Origin of the sequence: Flavobacterium ardleyense, from assembly GCF_033547075.1 — a bacterium.
GTDB classification, from domain to species: domain Bacteria; phylum Bacteroidota; class Bacteroidia; order Flavobacteriales; family Flavobacteriaceae; genus Flavobacterium; species Flavobacterium ardleyense_A.
In genome coordinates this window covers 2640197-2655582 of record NZ_CP137891.1, presented here as the reverse complement: position 1 = coordinate 2655582, position 15386 = coordinate 2640197, and the positions used below count along the sequence as shown (strand labels likewise).

At 33.6% G+C, this 15386-nt stretch carries 14 protein-coding genes; 6 read left to right on the top strand and 8 right to left on the bottom strand.

Annotated features, from left to right (window positions below; genetic code table 11):
- The 4 genes from SBO79_RS11510 to SBO79_RS11495 form a co-directional block, all read right to left on the bottom strand.
- Complete coding sequence (locus SBO79_RS11510; protein ID WP_318640546.1) at positions 1-540, bottom strand: DUF488 domain-containing protein; 540 nt, start codon at positions 538-540, stop codon at positions 1-3.
- A 110-nt stretch (positions 541-650) separates the two neighbouring features.
- Positions 651-1487 (bottom strand): OmpA/MotB family protein, encoded by an 837-nt coding sequence (locus SBO79_RS11505; RefSeq protein ID WP_318640545.1) that lies wholly within the window; start codon positions 1485-1487, stop codon positions 651-653.
- 76 nt (positions 1488-1563) lie between these two features.
- On the bottom strand, positions 1564-2559 hold the full coding sequence (locus SBO79_RS11500) for a glycosyltransferase family 2 protein (RefSeq protein WP_318640544.1): 996 nt from the start codon (positions 2557-2559) through the stop codon (positions 1564-1566).
- Positions 2556-3008: a type I restriction enzyme HsdR N-terminal domain-containing protein gene (locus tag SBO79_RS11495; protein ID WP_318640543.1), complete on the bottom strand. Its 453-nt coding sequence runs from the start codon at positions 3006-3008 to the stop codon at positions 2556-2558. Before SBO79_RS11495 ends, SBO79_RS11500 begins: the two co-directional genes overlap by 4 nt.
- Before the next feature lie 61 nt (positions 3009-3069).
- On the opposite strand from SBO79_RS11495, the gene holA reads away from it, so the two are divergent.
- From holA to SBO79_RS11475, 4 genes are all read left to right on the top strand, one after another.
- Positions 3070-4071: a DNA polymerase III subunit delta gene (gene holA / locus SBO79_RS11490; RefSeq protein ID WP_318640542.1), complete on the top strand. Its 1002-nt coding sequence runs from the start codon at positions 3070-3072 to the stop codon at positions 4069-4071.
- A 553-nt stretch (positions 4072-4624) separates the two neighbouring features.
- A complete protein-coding gene (locus SBO79_RS11485) occupies positions 4625-4807 on the top strand; it encodes a CAL67264 family membrane protein (RefSeq protein WP_318640541.1) in 183 nt (60 codons plus the stop codon).
- A gap of 151 nt (positions 4808-4958) precedes the next feature.
- Complete coding sequence (gene ettA, locus SBO79_RS11480; RefSeq protein ID WP_318640540.1) at positions 4959-6653, top strand: energy-dependent translational throttle protein EttA; 1695 nt, start codon at positions 4959-4961, stop codon at positions 6651-6653.
- Between the two features lie 146 nt (positions 6654-6799).
- The gene (locus SBO79_RS11475) at positions 6800-8884 is read left to right on the top strand and encodes a tetratricopeptide repeat-containing hybrid sensor histidine kinase/response regulator (RefSeq protein ID WP_318643504.1); all 2085 of its coding nucleotides are present in this window, start codon (positions 6800-6802) and stop codon (positions 8882-8884) included.
- 13 nt (positions 8885-8897) lie between these two features.
- On the opposite strand, the gene SBO79_RS11470 is transcribed toward SBO79_RS11475, so the two are convergent.
- Both SBO79_RS11470 and SBO79_RS11465 read right to left on the bottom strand, forming a co-directional pair.
- Positions 8898-10142: a DEAD/DEAH box helicase gene (locus SBO79_RS11470; RefSeq protein WP_318640539.1), complete on the bottom strand. Its 1245-nt coding sequence runs from the start codon at positions 10140-10142 to the stop codon at positions 8898-8900.
- A gap of 100 nt (positions 10143-10242) precedes the next feature.
- Positions 10243-11277: a formimidoylglutamase gene (locus SBO79_RS11465; protein ID WP_318640538.1), complete on the bottom strand. Its 1035-nt coding sequence runs from the start codon at positions 11275-11277 to the stop codon at positions 10243-10245.
- 94 nt (positions 11278-11371) lie between these two features.
- Here SBO79_RS11465 and SBO79_RS11460 point away from each other — a divergent pair, with 94 nt between their 5' ends.
- Entirely contained in the window at positions 11372-12247 is an 876-nt protein-coding gene (locus tag SBO79_RS11460) for a DUF8428 domain-containing protein (RefSeq protein WP_318640537.1), read from the top strand.
- A gap of 81 nt (positions 12248-12328) precedes the next feature.
- Here SBO79_RS11460 and hutI read toward each other — a convergent pair whose 3' ends face one another.
- Entirely contained in the window at positions 12329-13564 is a 1236-nt protein-coding gene (gene hutI / locus SBO79_RS11455) for an imidazolonepropionase (protein WP_318640536.1), read from the bottom strand.
- 70 nt (positions 13565-13634) lie between these two features.
- Here hutI and corA point away from each other — a divergent pair, with 70 nt between their 5' ends.
- The gene (corA, locus tag SBO79_RS11450) at positions 13635-14714 is read left to right on the top strand and encodes a magnesium/cobalt transporter CorA (RefSeq protein WP_318640535.1); all 1080 of its coding nucleotides are present in this window, start codon (positions 13635-13637) and stop codon (positions 14712-14714) included.
- Here corA and SBO79_RS11445 read toward each other — a convergent pair.
- Positions 14711-15373 carry a spermidine synthase gene (locus tag SBO79_RS11445; RefSeq protein WP_318640534.1) on the bottom strand — a complete coding sequence of 221 codons (663 nt, stop codon included), beginning with the start codon at positions 15371-15373 and terminating at the stop codon, positions 14711-14713. The two genes, corA and SBO79_RS11445, sit on opposite strands and share 4 nt — an antisense overlap.
- Between the last annotated feature and the right edge of the window lie 13 nt (positions 15374-15386).

Here is a 15386-nt window from a genome sequence, read left to right as displayed (position 1 = left end):
TTATATGGGTTGCTGATGGTATGTAAGTTTTCCATCAACCACCTGTGCGGGCGCAGTATAAGGATGTTCGGTCAACTTTGTAGTGCTCATAATATGCAAAACAGTATAATTTTCAGATTTTAGATAATCAGAAATCATTGATCGGTGGCATCTCCAAAATACAGCTTCTGAGCACATTATTGCCGTAACTTTTTGTGTCGCAATTAATTCTAATTCTTTTACAGCTAGTTGAAATTCGGATGTTTCCATATAATCTGCATAGCCTCGAAAAGAAGGATGCTGCCAAACAAAATTTGGCGAATCTTTTAAAGCTTTTCTTCTGCCTCCTAGCGCCTCGATGTGCATGTACAGTATTTCATTTTCAGATAATGTTTCTTTCAATGAATCTTGATTATAATCAGGAAACTTCTTTGAAGAAGGAAAACGACGCACATCTACCAAACATTGGATTTCATTATTACAAAGCATTTCCAGAAACTCACTAATGTCTCGGGTTGAGTGTCCAATGGTATAAATTGTTATTGTTGTTGACTGTTTCATTATGCGACAAATTGCAAGTAGTTAATAACTGCACTGAATCTGAAAGTTAACTCTAAAAAAAATGCAGCAATTATAAAATTGCTGCATTTTGATATATAAAATTAGGAATATTACTTCGTTAACTTTTTCATTTCTTGTTCAATCATATTGTAAAATTCATCAATTTTTGGCATCACAACAATTCTTGTTCTTCTGTTCACTGCTCTGTTTTCAGCAGAATTATTCTCAACTAAAGGAATAAATTCTCCACGACCTGCAGCAATTAATTGCTTTGGATTTACATTATGATCATTAGTAAGTACTCTAACGATAGATGTAGCACGTTTTACACTTAAATCCCAGTTGTCAAGTAAAACACCATTGCTGATAAAAGGCACATTATCTGTGTGTCCTTCAACCATACATTCAAATGTTGGTTTGTCTTTAACTACTTTTGCAACTTTACCTAAAATTTCTTTTGCTCTATCAGTTACAACAGAACTTCCGCTTTTAAATAACAATTTGTCTGAGATAGAAATAAATACAACTCCTTTTTCAACATTGATTTGAATATCTGGATCATTTATTCCCACAGAGCTTTTAAGACTTGAAACTAAAGCTAAAGTTACACTATCTTTTTTAGTAAGTGCGTCTTGCATTCTAGAGATTTTTAAATCTTTCTCTTTCATACTTTCCAGAGCTTTCTCAATATTTTGAGCACCTTTTGTAGAAAGTGTCGTCATATTACCCATATTGTTAATCAAATCGGTATTATTTCTTTTTAAGAAATCAATTTGACCAGTTAGGGTTTCTTTTTCACTTAGGCACGTATTCAACTTTACAGTTGCTGTGTTAAGAAGATCCTGAATCTCTTTGTTTTTACCTTCCAGCTCGGTAATCTTCTTCTTCGTACCACAAGATGTAGCAAGAAATGCTACCAAGGATAATGTTACAAGTACTTTTTTCATAGGTTAGTTTTTTTATTACAAAGACAAATTTAACATTTCTTTCCATGAAAGAAAACAAATTGTGCATAAACCTTTGTTAAAGCAAATTTTTATAAGTATAAATTTTCTTAAAAAAATATTTATATACGATACTATCCGTATTGTAATAGTTGAATTTCAGGGTCTTACTACGTTTTTGATAGTTAGCCTTAATTGAGAGGTAAAATGAGAAATGAGCTTTTAAAATGGCGAATCCGTGCAAAAATTTACCTTCGAATACAAATTTAAAAAATGCAACGCCATCTAGGAGCATTCTCGAGACTATAATTGGTACAACTTTAGTACCGGGCAAATTTTTTAAAAGCATTGCCAGGGAATTTCGGAAATTTAGATAAGTTTTGTGTGGATTATTTGCTCCGAGAGTTGCTCCACCTACGTGATAAACTACCGATTTGTGAGTATACATTATTTTGTAATCTGCATTAAAGGCACGCCAGCAAAGATCAATTTCTTCTTGATGCGCAAAAAAATCTTCATCAAATCCTTTTAAAGTTTTATAAGTATCATTACGAATGAAAAAGCAAGCGCCCGAAGCCCAAAATATCTCTACCTCATCATCATATTGTCCGGTATCTTGTTCGATGCTTTCAAAAATACGTCCCCTACAATAAGGATAACCGTATTTGTCAATAAATCCACCAGCAGCTCCAGCATACTCAAAATGCGTTTTTTGTTTGTAGTCAAGAATTTTAGGTTGAATAATACAGACAGATTTTGAATTATCAAACAAATCAATTATCGGCTGCAGCCAATTTTCTGTAACTTCAATATCAGAATTTACCAATGCTAAATACTCTTCCTGAATGTTATTTAATCCTAGATTATATCCTTTTGCGAAGCCGTAATTGCCCTCATTCTGAATAATATTAATCGTAGGAAAGTTTTCTTTAATAAATTTCTGTGATCCATCAAAAGAGGCGTTGTCAATAATATACAGATTTGCTGGGTCTGAAAATTTTATTAGTGAGGGAAGAAATTTTTCCAACAAATCTTTACCATTCCAATTTAGAATAACTACTGCGATTCTTTTCATACTTGAGCTTGATAATTAGGGATGTCTTCCAGAAAGTGGTATTTTTCTAATTCAAAATCCATTTGGCAAAAGTAATGATTCAATCCATTTGTTACCATCAAATAACCAGCATTTAGAGTGTGATTATACCTTGCAATTTGGTCAAATGTTTCCTGAGTGATTTTTACCGATGGCGCTTTGCATTCTACTAACACATTTATTGCACCGTCGGGATGATATACCACGACGTCGTAGCGCTTTATTAGACCGTTTATTTTAAGTTGCTTTTCAACATTTATCAATGATGCAGGATAGTTTTTGAAATTAATTAAAAAATGAACTACATGCTGTCTTACCCATTCTTCGGGGGTGAGGAATATAAATTTTTTTCTAATTTCGTCAAAGATGGCAATCTTATTTTCGCTATTTTTGAATCGAAATTTACAGGGAGGAAAATTAAGCTGCTGCATATTGCAAAGGTATCTTATTTAAAATAAAAAGTCTAAAAATGGACTTTAAACACTAAAAGACTTGGACGAAATTACCAAAATTATAGCGGATCTAAAAAACGGAATTATAAAGCCAATTTATTTTCTTTCAGGCGAAGAGAGTTATTTTATTGATGTGGTTAGCGATTACATCGAAGAGAACGTACTGAGCGAGGAAGAAAAAGGTTTTAATCAAACTATCCTATACGGAAGAGATGTCAAATATGATGAGATAATTTCGGATTGCAAAAGGTATCCGATGATGGCCGAAAAGCAAGTAATTATCGTAAAAGAAGCACAAGACATCAAAGGTGACATGGATATCTTGGAAAAATATCTAGAAAACCCTACGCCTACAACTGTACTGGTCATTTGTTACAAGTATAAAACCGTAGATAAGCGCAAAAGAATCGCCAAACTTATTAAAGAAAAGGGGGTTTTATTGGAAAGTAAAAAATTGTATGATAACCAGGTTTTAACTTGGATGCGGACTGAATTACAAGGTAGAGGCTATAAGATCGAGCCAAAAGCGGCTGCAGTGCTTGGGGAATTTCTCGGAACTGACCTTTCAAAAATTAGCAATGAATTAGGAAAGCTTGAGATAATTTTGCCGAAAGGCAGCACAATTACTGCGGCAAATATCGAAGAGAACATAGGTTTCAGTAAAGATTTTAACGTTTTTGAATTGCGAAATGCCATTGGAGAGCGCAATGAGTTTAAAGCGTATCAGATTGTGAATAATTTTGCTCAAAATCCTAAAGAAAATCCGCTTCCAAAAACGTTGCCGCAAATTTTTTCATTTTTCATTCAACTGATGAAATACCATGGTACCAAAGATAAAAACCCAAAGAACGTCGCTAGTCTTCTAGGAATACATCCTTACTTTATGAAGGATTATGATATTGCCATTAAAAATTATTCGATGAGAAAGGTCAGTCAAGTTCTCAATAGTATTCGAGAAATTGACGTTAAAAGTAAAGGAGTAGGTGCAAGCATGACCCAAGCCGATTTATACAAAGAGCTGCTAATTAAAATTTTTATGTAATAAAAGACTCTTTTAATTGAGGTTGTTAGCATTTGCAAGTTGCTAAATATTTCCACTAAGACCATTTTAGAATATGTAGTTAATACAATTTGACCATTAAAATTGCGTCATGAAATTGGATTAAAATAGAGTTTCTGCTCGCAAGATAATCTGGGTCTTACATCTTAGAGTGGTAAAGAAAATTAATTCTTTTTATGTCAGTTGAGAAAATTTTCCCGACTATGTTATTTAAATGATCTTTAAGACAAGTTTAAAGGTTTTGGCATACTCCCAACCAAAATGTTGCAAACGAACTTGATGATCTTAATAATTATCCGAAAGTTGTCGCTTTGCAATCAACAACTTTCGAACAATATTAAAAATAGAAATGTTGATACCACTCATAAGAAATATTAGAGTTTTCTTCATTTACATGTTTGTAAGTTACTAGATTATATTGCTTTAAGTTGTATTTTCGCTTATTAACAATAGAATATTGACAACTGACTTTTTAAAGTTTTTGAGAGTAATTATATATAACGATATTTGCATAAATACTTCAATGTAATCAATTATGTCTAGAAATAAGAATAGCATTTTGGCGTGGGCTACTTTGATAATGATTGTTATGGGCATTATTCTTATTTGTCTGGGAGCTTTTAGATATCAAGATGTGTCGGGCTGGGGATTTGCAGCCGTTGGGGTGGGTTTCTTTGCAAATGCGTGGGTATTTAATGCCTTAAAAGGCCGTGTATAGTAGTTGACATATTGTTTATAAGCTTTAGATAGTTTAATATGCTCAAGAATTATCAGTAAATTTGCAAACTGCAATAAATTAAATTCAAAAAAAATATTTATTGCTTAGAGATTTTAGAAGTAAGAATTTTAATTATTAAATAAAAGAATAAATGTCAGACGATAAAAAAGTTATTTTTTCGATGTCAAAATTGAGTAAGACCTACTCAAGTAGCGACAAGCAAGTTTTGAAAAATATATATTTAAGTTTTTTCTATGGTGCAAAGATTGGAATTTTGGGTCTTAACGGATCGGGAAAATCTTCTTTATTAAAAATCATTGCTGGTGTTGATAAAAATTACCAAGGTGATGTTGTTTTTGCCCCTGGTTACACGGTTGGATATCTGGAGCAAGAGCCAATTTTGGATGACAGCAAGACAGTTATTGAAATAGTTCGTGAAGGTGTTTCTGAAACGATGGCTGTACTTGAAGAGTTTAATAAAATCAATGATATGTTTGGTCTTCCAGAAGTGTATGAAGATGCAGACAAGATGGACAAACTGATGGACAGACAAGCGGCACTTCAAGACAAAATTGATGCGCTAGGAGCTTGGGAAATAGATACAAAATTAGAGATTGCTATGGATGCGTTGCGTACTCCAGAAGGTGATACTCCAATTAAAAATTTATCAGGTGGTGAGCGTCGTCGTGTTGCTTTGTGTAGATTATTGTTGCAGCAGCCAGACGTTTTGCTCTTGGATGAGCCTACCAACCACCTTGATGCAGAAAGTGTTTTATGGCTTGAACAGCACTTGGCACAGTATGCCGGAACTGTAATTGCAGTAACTCACGACCGTTATTTCCTTGACAATGTGGCAGGATGGATTTTAGAACTTGATAGAGGAGAAGGTATTCCGTGGAAAGGAAATTATTCTTCTTGGTTAGATCAGAAATCTAGCAGAATGGCATTGGAAGAAAAAGTTGCAAGTAAGCGCCGAAAAAACTTAGAGCGTGAGTTGGACTGGGTTCGTCAGGGAGCAAAAGGTCGTCAGACTAAACAAAAGGCACGTTTGCAGAATTACGATAAATTATTAAACGAAGATCAGAAAGCACTTGACGAGAAACTAGAAATCTATATTCCTAATGGTCCTCGTCTAGGTACAAACGTAATCGAGGCAGTAAATGTTTCAAAAGCGTTTGGCGATAAGTTATTATATGATAATTTAAATTTCACATTACCACAAGCTGGAATTGTTGGAATTATCGGACCAAACGGAGCTGGTAAATCTACTATTTTCAGAATGATAATGGGTGAAGAGCAAACAGATTCAGGAACTTTTAATGTTGGTGAAACTGTGAAAATCGCTTATGTAGATCAAGCACACTCTAATATTGATCCAAATAAAACCATTTGGGAAAATTTCTGTGATGGCCAAGAATTAATTATGATGGGCGGCCGTCAAGTAAATTCTCGAGCTTACTTAAGTCGATTTAATTTTGGCGGAAGCGATCAAAATAAAAAAGTTGCAACTTTATCTGGAGGAGAACGTAATAGATTGCACTTGGCAATGACATTAAAAGAAGAAGGAAACGTTCTTTTATTAGATGAGCCAACCAATGATTTGGACATTAACACCTTGAGAGCGTTAGAGGAAGGTCTTGACAGCTTTGCTGGTTGTGCAGTTGTTATTTCGCACGATAGATGGTTTCTTGATAGAATTTGTACACACATTCTTGCATTTGAAGGAAATTCTGAAGTTTACTTTTTTGAAGGTAGTTTCTCAGAATATGAGGAGAATAAGCGCAAAAGATTGGGCGGTGACTTAACTCCAAAAAGATTGAAATATAGAAAATTGATTAGAGGTTAATTAATGTTAAAATGAATAGTGTATATTTGAATTGAAATATTTCAGATATGCATGTGTGTCGGACCATTATTACGTTACTAATATTCTTGTTTTCCAGCAATGTATTGGTTGGGCAAGAAACTACTATTAGTAAAGAGCAAATTTTGATGCTTACGCAAAAATCAGAGCGATTCCTTAATAACTCAGAGTTTAAGGAATCGCTTTTTTATGCCCGAGAAGCACTCAAACTATCGATAAGTCTCAATGATGATTATTTTAAAAGTATCTCTTATAAAATAATTGCCTCTAATTATGAAGAATTATCAGAATATGAAAAGTCGATAGCAAATTACAATATAGCATTGCAGTACGCAGAGAAAATTGGCAATTCTGACCTGTTGTCGCGAATAAATAATAATATTGGCAACATATATTTCTTTCACAAAAAAGAATATGAGAAGGCGCTCGATCTTTATGATAAATCAATTTTCTATGGCGAGCAAATTCAGGATACATCACGTGTTGCATTTGCAAATTTAAACCTTGCTTGGGCAAAATTTGATATAGGCCAATACGACGAGGGATACAAGCACCTTAATTATATCAATAAGAATATTCATTATCTCAATGCAGACGCAGTACCTGTGGTTTTTATGCTTAACGGAATGTATAATTCCTATAAAGGAAAGGTTGACATTGCTACTAGTGACTTTGAAAAAAGTATTGCTGAAGCGACTCGATTAAAACAAGATGTAGATTTGTCATTCGCCTATTTAGAATATTCTATGTTTTTAAACAAATATGGGCTGTATAAGAGTGCATTTGAAAATTTAGATCAATATAGAATTTTGAGATCTAAAATTTATGATCAGCAGAAGCTTAAAAAAGCATTATCAGAAGGTCTAAATTTTGAAATTGATGAGTATAAACGAGCATTGGTTCAGATAAACCAAGAAAAAGCTGACCAAGCAAGTAAGTTAAAGAAATCAAGAATTACAGTCTATTTGTTTGTCGCGGGAATAATTGGCCTCTTGATTATTTTATATAGTGTCTACAAAAATTATCTTTATAAAAAGAAACTCAACTCCGAATTGCAAATTGCAAACAGTGAATTAAAAATCGCAAAAGACATGGCCATTGAGGCTGCAAAGGTGAAAACCCAATTTGTATCTACCATTAGTCATGAATTGCGAACTCCACTATATGGAGTAGTAGGGCTAGCAGATATGATAATGGAGGAGTATAAAGGTTCTGCAAATAGTAAACATTTAAATTCACTAAAATTCTCTGCGGAATATTTATTATCGCTTGTGAATGATATTTTGCAAATTAATAAAATAGAAGAAAATAAACTTGTGCTGGAGAAGTATTGTTTCAATCTAGTGGACCAGCTCGAGACTATTAAAGATAGTCTCAGTTTTATTTCAAAATTTAATAAAAACAACATTGTTTTGGATATTGCCAAAGATATTCCCGCAAATTTAATTGGGGATAAAATTCGATTGTGTCAAATTTTGATAAATTTAATTAGCAACGCATTAAAATTCACTTCTAATGACGAAGTTTTATTAAAAGTTTCTTTAGATAAAAAATTAGGGGAGGTCTGCTTTTTGAAATTTGAAGTTATAGATCATGGAATAGGAATCGCTAAGAAAAATCAAGAAAAGATATTTGATAAATTTGTTCAAATTGAACGGAAAAATGAAGATTATCAAGGTACAGGTCTAGGATTATCAATTGTAAAGAAGCTTGTAAATTTGTTTGGAAGTGAAATTTATATTGAGAGCGAAGAACATGTGGGTTCAACATTTACATTCACCATACCGTTTGATGCCGATCAAGAAAAATGTAAAAAAATGATGGAAGATGAAATAATTGATCATCAAACATGCAAACCACTTAAGATTCTTGTGGTAGAAGATAATAAAATTAATCAAATTGTCACTTGCAAAACTTTGAGGGATAAAAATCATAGTTGTGAGGTGGCGGAGAGTGGCTCTAAAGCATTAGATTTATTGGAAAGTGAGCATTTTGACGCAATTTTAATGGATATTAATATGCCAGTAATGGACGGTTATGAAACTAGTAGAGAAATAAGAAAACGAGGTTTCAAAATTCCTATTATCGCACTAACAGCTTATGGTAGGGATGAAATTATAGAGCGCGTCCTTGCAAGTGGAATGGATGATTGTTTAGTGAAACCTTTTGAAGCTGTTACCTTATTCACCATTATTAACAGACTTGTGAAATAAAAAAAAACGTTGGTTAGTACCAACGTTTTTTATTTTTTTTAGATGCATCAGATTTTCTAGATTTATGCGCTCCACCACTTCTATTAGAATTTGATTGAGGTTTATCCGATTCGGCATTTCCATTCCAAGGATAAGGATGGTCCTTTATTTCTGTAACGTCTACTTTTATTAGTTTTTTAATATCTTTCCAATAAGGTAATTCGTCTTTACCGCAAAAAGAAATGGCAACACCATTATTTCCAGCGCGACCTGTACGACCAATTCGGTGCACGTACGTTTCAGGTATATTTGGGAGATCAAAATTTATTACGTAGTCTAATTGATCAATATCAATTCCGCGTGCAGCAATATCAGTTGCAACAAGAACACCTACTTCTTTACTTTTAAAACTTTCAAGAACTCTTTGTCTTGCATTTTGAGATTTATCACCGTGAATTGCATCGGCGGCAACCCCCTGTTTTCTTAAAGCTTTGACAATATTATCAGCGCCGTGCTTAGTACGAGAAAAAACCAAAACATCGGTAATATTTTCTTGCGTTATAAGGTGGTGAAGCAATTGTCTCTTATCAGCCTTATCAACAAAATATAATCGCTGCTCTACATTTTCGGCAGTCGAAGAAACGGGAGCAACTTCTACCTTTACAGGATTTTTTAAAAACATCTCTGCCAGTTCTCTGATAGACATAGGCATTGTAGCCGAAAATAATAAAGTTTGTCGGTCATTTGGAACTAACTTCACAATTTTCTTGATATCGTTTATAAATCCCATATCTAGCATTTGATCTGCTTCGTCAAGGATTAAAGTATCAATTTGAGTTAAATCTATAAATCCTTGTTTATGAAGATCTAATAATCGTCCTGGCGTAGCAACTAGAATATCGATACCTCGGTCTAGCTGACTTACTTGGGGAATTTGAGAAACTCCACCAAAAATTGTCAGCTGAACTAAATTTGTATATTTTCCGTATTTATCAAAACTTTCCCCAATTTGTACAGCAAGTTCGCGAGTAGGAGCAACTACAAGTGCTCTAATTACTTTATGCTTTTTTGACGATCCCACTTTTCGGTGCAATTGATGGATTACGGGAATTGCAAAAGCTCCTGTTTTTCCTGTACCTGTTTGAGCGCATCCTATTATATCTTTACCTTCTAAAATAACTGGTATTGATTGTTCTTGTATTGGAGTAAGAGTAATATAACCCTCTTCATAAACTGCTCTTTGTATGCTCTTTGAGAGCGATATTTCTTCGAATAACATCTAAAATAATTGATTAAACCTTTGCATTCAACATAAAGGCGCTGCAAATATACACTTATTTGTTAACTTGCTTTTCGACTATTTATCTTGTATTCTAAATTTACAAATCAGATTTGCTTTTCATAAAATCAGTAATTAAATACGCAATTAATTTTCCCACTAGATGTTGAGTTTTTTCTTCTGCCAAATTGGGAGCTCCTTCTGCAATATGCAAGTAGATTGAATTTTCATTTCTACCATAAAAATCGACAAATCTTCGAGCATCTTCAACAGAAAAACCTGTCGAAGTCATCGCACTAGAGGCGATGTTAGGCAGGGAATCTAAATCAAGTTCGATTCCAAAATAATCATCAGCAATAAACGCTAATGCATCATCAAGTTCTTGCGAAAATTTTTTAGACTGTCTTATTTTAATCTCTTCGTAGGTATTAAACTGTAAATAATCTTCGTTTTTACGAAAAACTTCAAGCACAGCTTTCGAATTATAGTTTTCATGCAGTCCAAACGCGAAGTATTTTTTTAGGAAACCCTCGTCAAAGGCATAAGAAAAACCATTACCACTATGTCTTCCTTCGAGAGCTCTAAAATCACTGTGAGCATCAAAATTTATAGCGTTGATTTTTTGACCTTTTGCGAGAGCAGAACCTTTTATATTTCCATAGGCATTATTGTGACCTCCACCAATGATAATTGGAATTTTGCCCAATTTTACAATTAGAGAAACCAAATGACATACTTCCTTATCAATTGATGAAACTATATTATGCAGCTGATTTCGGTGCTCAAGATTACTAATTTCTAGTTCTTCGGCAATGGCAACTTCCTTTTGGAAATCTAAAAAACCTAATATAATTAGATTGGAACCTTTACAAAACTTATTATGTTGAATATTAAGTACACTTTTCACGGTATCTTTCCAAGCTGATGCGGCTCCTTTTCGACCTCCATTTGCCCGAACTCCTATATCTTCAGGAATTCCAAATAGAACAAATTCAGCTTCATTACTGGACAAAAACTCGGTCACCGACATGCCTGCTGGCACAATCTGTACTTTTTCTCCAAATTTAAGTTCGCCACTTCGATAATTTGTGAGTTGCGCTAAATCTTTATTTGTAAATATTTTTAAATGTTCCATCAGATTAAATACTTTTCATCAAAAATAATATAATTATATAAAGGACGTTATCATTTTATATTTATTATTTTTGTTTAAATCTTATAAAAAAATTATGGAAAACCAAACAAACAATTCTAATCTGAAAGCTATCATTGTCATTCTGGCAATACTATTAATTGGTAGTTTAGGATATATGTACAAAATGAGCAGTGATGCAAAAAGCACACAATCTGTTCTTGTGAGCGAAAAGTCGGCGGTTATGAATGACTTAACTGCGTTAAAAGCAAACTATGACAAAGCAATTGCAGAAAACACCTCAATGTCTGATGAATTGATTGCAGAGCGTGATAAAGTTATAAAACTGATTGCTGAACTTGACAAGTCTAAAGGCGATGTAAAATCTCTTGCCAAATATAGAGATCAATACAGAGCACTAGAAAAAAAGATGGCAGGGCTTATGAAAGAGGTAGCAATGCTTAAACAAGCAAACGCACAACTTACAACAGAACGCGATAGTACAATTGTGGCTTTGGGTAGAGCACAAACTTTTAATGACACTCTTGTTATACAAAATGAAAACCTTGCAAAAGCGGTTGAGAAAGGTTCGGCAGTTTCAGTAATGAACCTAAGAACACAAGCTATAAAAGAAAGAAATTCTGGAAAACAGATTGTAACAGATAAAGCTAGAAGAGCTGACAAACTTAAAGTTTGCTTTTCGTTAGCGGCAAATACTCTTGCAAAAAGTGGAAGTAGAAATTATTATGTTCAAATTATCGATTCGAAAAATAATGTATTAGGTGAGAAGAAAACTGAAACTTTTGGTGATATGAGTCTTACTTACAGTTTTGTAACTACGGTACCATACGAAAATAAATCAGTAGATGTATGTGAACTAATTGCTGGTTCAGATTTTGAAAAAGGGACATACTTTGTGAATATCTTTGACAAAGGAACTCTTGTGAGCAAAACTAGTTTTGACTTAAGATAAGAATTTCATTTTCAGTTATAAAATAAAAAAGGTTCGCATATTGCGAACCTTTTTTATTTAGTACTAAATTAAAACTAAAATTTAGCTTACTACTTTCCCATCTATATAAACCTGGTCAATTAAATTTGTTCCGAAAGAATACGGCAGCTCATAAAAAGATGCAATTTTCTCTGTCATTATAAAGCTTGCTTTTTTACCAATTGTAATGCTACCGTGGGTATTTTCTAGTCCCATTGCATAGGCGCCATTTAAGGTTGCAGCATTTATTGCCTCTTCGGGCGTCATTTTCATTTTGATGCAGGAGGTTGCTACCACAAAATTCATATTTCCCGAAGGAGTTGTTCCGGGATTATAGTCGGTTGCAATTGCTAAGGGTAATCCAGCATCGATAATCGCGCGAGCAGGAGTATAAGGGATACTAATAAAATACGAGCAAGATGGCAGTGCAACCGCGATTGTTTTCGAATTTCGCAACACTTCAATATCTGAGTCATTTAAAACTTCCAAATGGTCTACAGATAGTGCTTCAGCCTTAACCGCAGCTTCAATTCCGCCAATAATTGTAAATTGATTTACGTGAATTTTTGGTACTAAGCCAAACTCTTTTCCACTTTTCATAATTCGTTCTGTTTCTTCCACCGAAAAATAACCGGTTTCACAAAAGACATCTACATACTGCGCTAATTTCTCCTCTGCAATTTTGGGCATTAATTCATTGCAAAGCATATCAATATATCCTTTGTGATCTTCTTTATACTCCGCCGGAAAAGCGTGCGCGCCAAGAAATGTGGCTCTAATAGCAACAGGGTAGTTTTCTGATAGTCGCTTGATTACACGAAGCATTTTCAATTCTCCTTCTACAGTTAGACCATAACCTGACTTAATTTCAATTGCTCCAGTGCCAAGTCGCATAACTTCTTCTAATCGTATTTTTGACTCATTGTACAACTGATCTTCTGATGTAGCATTTAGTTTTTTTGCCGAGTTTAAAATTCCTCCGCCGCGATTGGCTATTTCTTCATAGGACAGGCCATTTATCCTATCAACAAATTCTTGCTCACGATTTCCGGCATATACAAGGTGTGTGTGGCTATCACACCAGGTTGGGAGTATGGTTTTACCGTCGGCATCAATTATAGTTGCATTAGCTACCGTTGGAATTCTATCCATAGGTCCAAAATCTTTAATGAGGTCGTCTTCAATAAGCAAATACGCATTGCTGATAGAAGGGAGTTCTTTCATTTCAGCGCCCGAAAGTATTTTTACATTCTTGTCTCGTATTTGTAGCAGTTCTTTAATATTCTTGATTAAAAGCATAGTGATATTGTTTTTTGTAAAAGTATAAGGGATAATCAAATTCTCCTATCTTTATTCCAAAAATATAGATGTGAAGAGGGTAAAGCATAAGAAAGTAAATTTGAATCGTAGAAATCGAGGAATCTACACTGGAAAATATAAGGATGAGCCAGTGAGAATGCAGCTATTTGTGTATAGTGACTTGAAATTTCAAGAATTTCCTGATATCTCTATAGAGAAAGCTAAGCAAGAAATTGAAAAAGCCTCTACAAAAGATGAAGTTGTTTGGCTCAACATCCACGGACTGTCAGATGCCGGATTAATTAAACAAATTGCAGATATTGTGGTGGTGGATGATTATGTAGTGCAAGATATTCTCAATATTAATAGTAGACCGCGTATCGAAGATCTTGACGATAATTTATTTTTCAATATTAAATCAATATTAGAACAAACTTCAAATGTAATTCAGGTTGAACAAATAAGTTTTCTTATGAAGGATAATCTTCTGGTTTCTTTCCAAGAAAAGAAAAGCGATTTTTTTACCGAAATTCGTGATAGAATACGAAATAAAACCGGAATGGTTCGCAGAAAGAAAAATGATTATCTACTTTATCTCTTACTTGATGCGGTGATGGAAAACTTCTTTATAACCCTCGAAAATTATGAAAATGCTCTTGATGAAACTCTGACTATTGCAAAAGACAGCAGCAATATTGAAGTTTTAAAAGAAATAGAGAAAAGTAGAGATGATTTATATTTTTTAAAAAGATCGATTTTACCGTTGCGTGATGCTCTATATAATCTAAAAAACTTTGCACAAGATGAAGTGTTTGAAGGTTTGAATCAGAAGAACTATAATTTCTTTTCGAGATTGCATCAAAAGGCGCTAGAGTTGCTTGAGCAAATAGATTACGATATGAACTCTATTGAATCTGCAACCAATATTTTCTTTTCTACTCAAAATCAGAAGATGAATATGATTATGAAAACCCTGACGATTGTTTCGGTAATATTTATTCCGCTAACGTTTGTGGTCGGTGTTTACGGGATGAATTTTGATAATATGCCAGAACTCCGAGCGCAAAATGGATATTATGTTGTGATGGTAGTAATGTTATTGATCGCATTGTCAATGGTTGCGTACTTCAAAAAGAAAGATTGGTTTTAATCTGTTCTATTTATTATAATAACTTCATTGTGGTTTTCCACTTTTGACAATCGTACAACTTTAAATGCATCATCGTATTTTAAAACATATTGATCATTGCGTTTTTGATGTTCGTCGTTAAGAATCATTGTATTAAATAAAATGTAGCCATTTGTTGCAGTTAAGTCTTCTATTTTTTCGATAAAATATTTCTCGAAAAGAAATGAGGGCATAACAGTATCTTGAAAGATGTCAATAATTACTAAGTCGTATTGAGTACTGCTTCTTAATACAAATTCGAAAGCATCTGTAATTATTATTTCTAAGTTTTGAATTTCATCTAATTGAAAATACTTATTTGCAAGGTCTATAATATTTGGATCAATTTCAACACCAGTTATTTTGTTTTGATATTCAAATTCATTCTTCAAGGTCTTGATTACACTTCCGCCAGCGATACCAAGGATCAAAATGTGATTCATCTTCTGAATTTTCTCTTTTCCGATAAATCGCAGGCCCTTTGCGAGAATACGCTGCAGACTTCCATATGAATAGTTGGTGTTTAGAGAATCAATAACAAGTTCACCATTATTATAAGTTACTTCGAGCGTTTTGCTAAAATCGGATTTGACTTTTAGAATATTTATCGGAACGAGATAACTTAGAAACTTCTGAAACATAAAATCTTTTTTT

Coding starts and splice junctions, on each gene's coding strand:
- SBO79_RS11505 (WP_318640545.1), bottom strand. CDS start 1,487: ATGAAAAAAGTACTTGTAACATTATCCTTGGTAGCATTTCTTGCTACA.
- SBO79_RS11500 (WP_318640544.1), bottom strand. CDS start 2,559: ATGAAAAGAATCGCAGTAGTTATTCTAAATTGGAATGGTAAAGATTTG.
- hutI (WP_318640536.1), bottom strand. CDS start 13,564: ATGCTTTTAATCAAGAATATTAAAGAACTGCTACAAATACGAGACAAG.
- SBO79_RS11470 (WP_318640539.1), bottom strand. CDS start 10,142: ATGTTATTCGAAGAAATATCGCTCTCAAAGAGCATACAAAGAGCAGTT.
- SBO79_RS11475 (WP_318643504.1), top strand. CDS start 6,800: ATGCTTACGCAAAAATCAGAGCGATTCCTTAATAACTCAGAGTTTAAG.
- SBO79_RS11445 (WP_318640534.1), bottom strand. CDS start 15,373: ATGTTTCAGAAGTTTCTAAGTTATCTCGTTCCGATAAATATTCTAAAA.
- SBO79_RS11460 (WP_318640537.1), top strand. CDS start 11,372: ATGGAAAACCAAACAAACAATTCTAATCTGAAAGCTATCATTGTCATT.
- SBO79_RS11485 (WP_318640541.1), top strand. CDS start 4,625: ATGTCTAGAAATAAGAATAGCATTTTGGCGTGGGCTACTTTGATAATG.
- SBO79_RS11510 (WP_318640546.1), bottom strand. CDS start 540: ATGAAACAGTCAACAACAATAACAATTTATACCATTGGACACTCAACC.
- ettA (WP_318640540.1), top strand. CDS start 4,959: ATGTCAGACGATAAAAAAGTTATTTTTTCGATGTCAAAATTGAGTAAG.
- SBO79_RS11495 (WP_318640543.1), bottom strand. CDS start 3,008: ATGCAGCAGCTTAATTTTCCTCCCTGTAAATTTCGATTCAAAAATAGC.
- SBO79_RS11465 (WP_318640538.1), bottom strand. CDS start 11,277: ATGGAACATTTAAAAATATTTACAAATAAAGATTTAGCGCAACTCACA.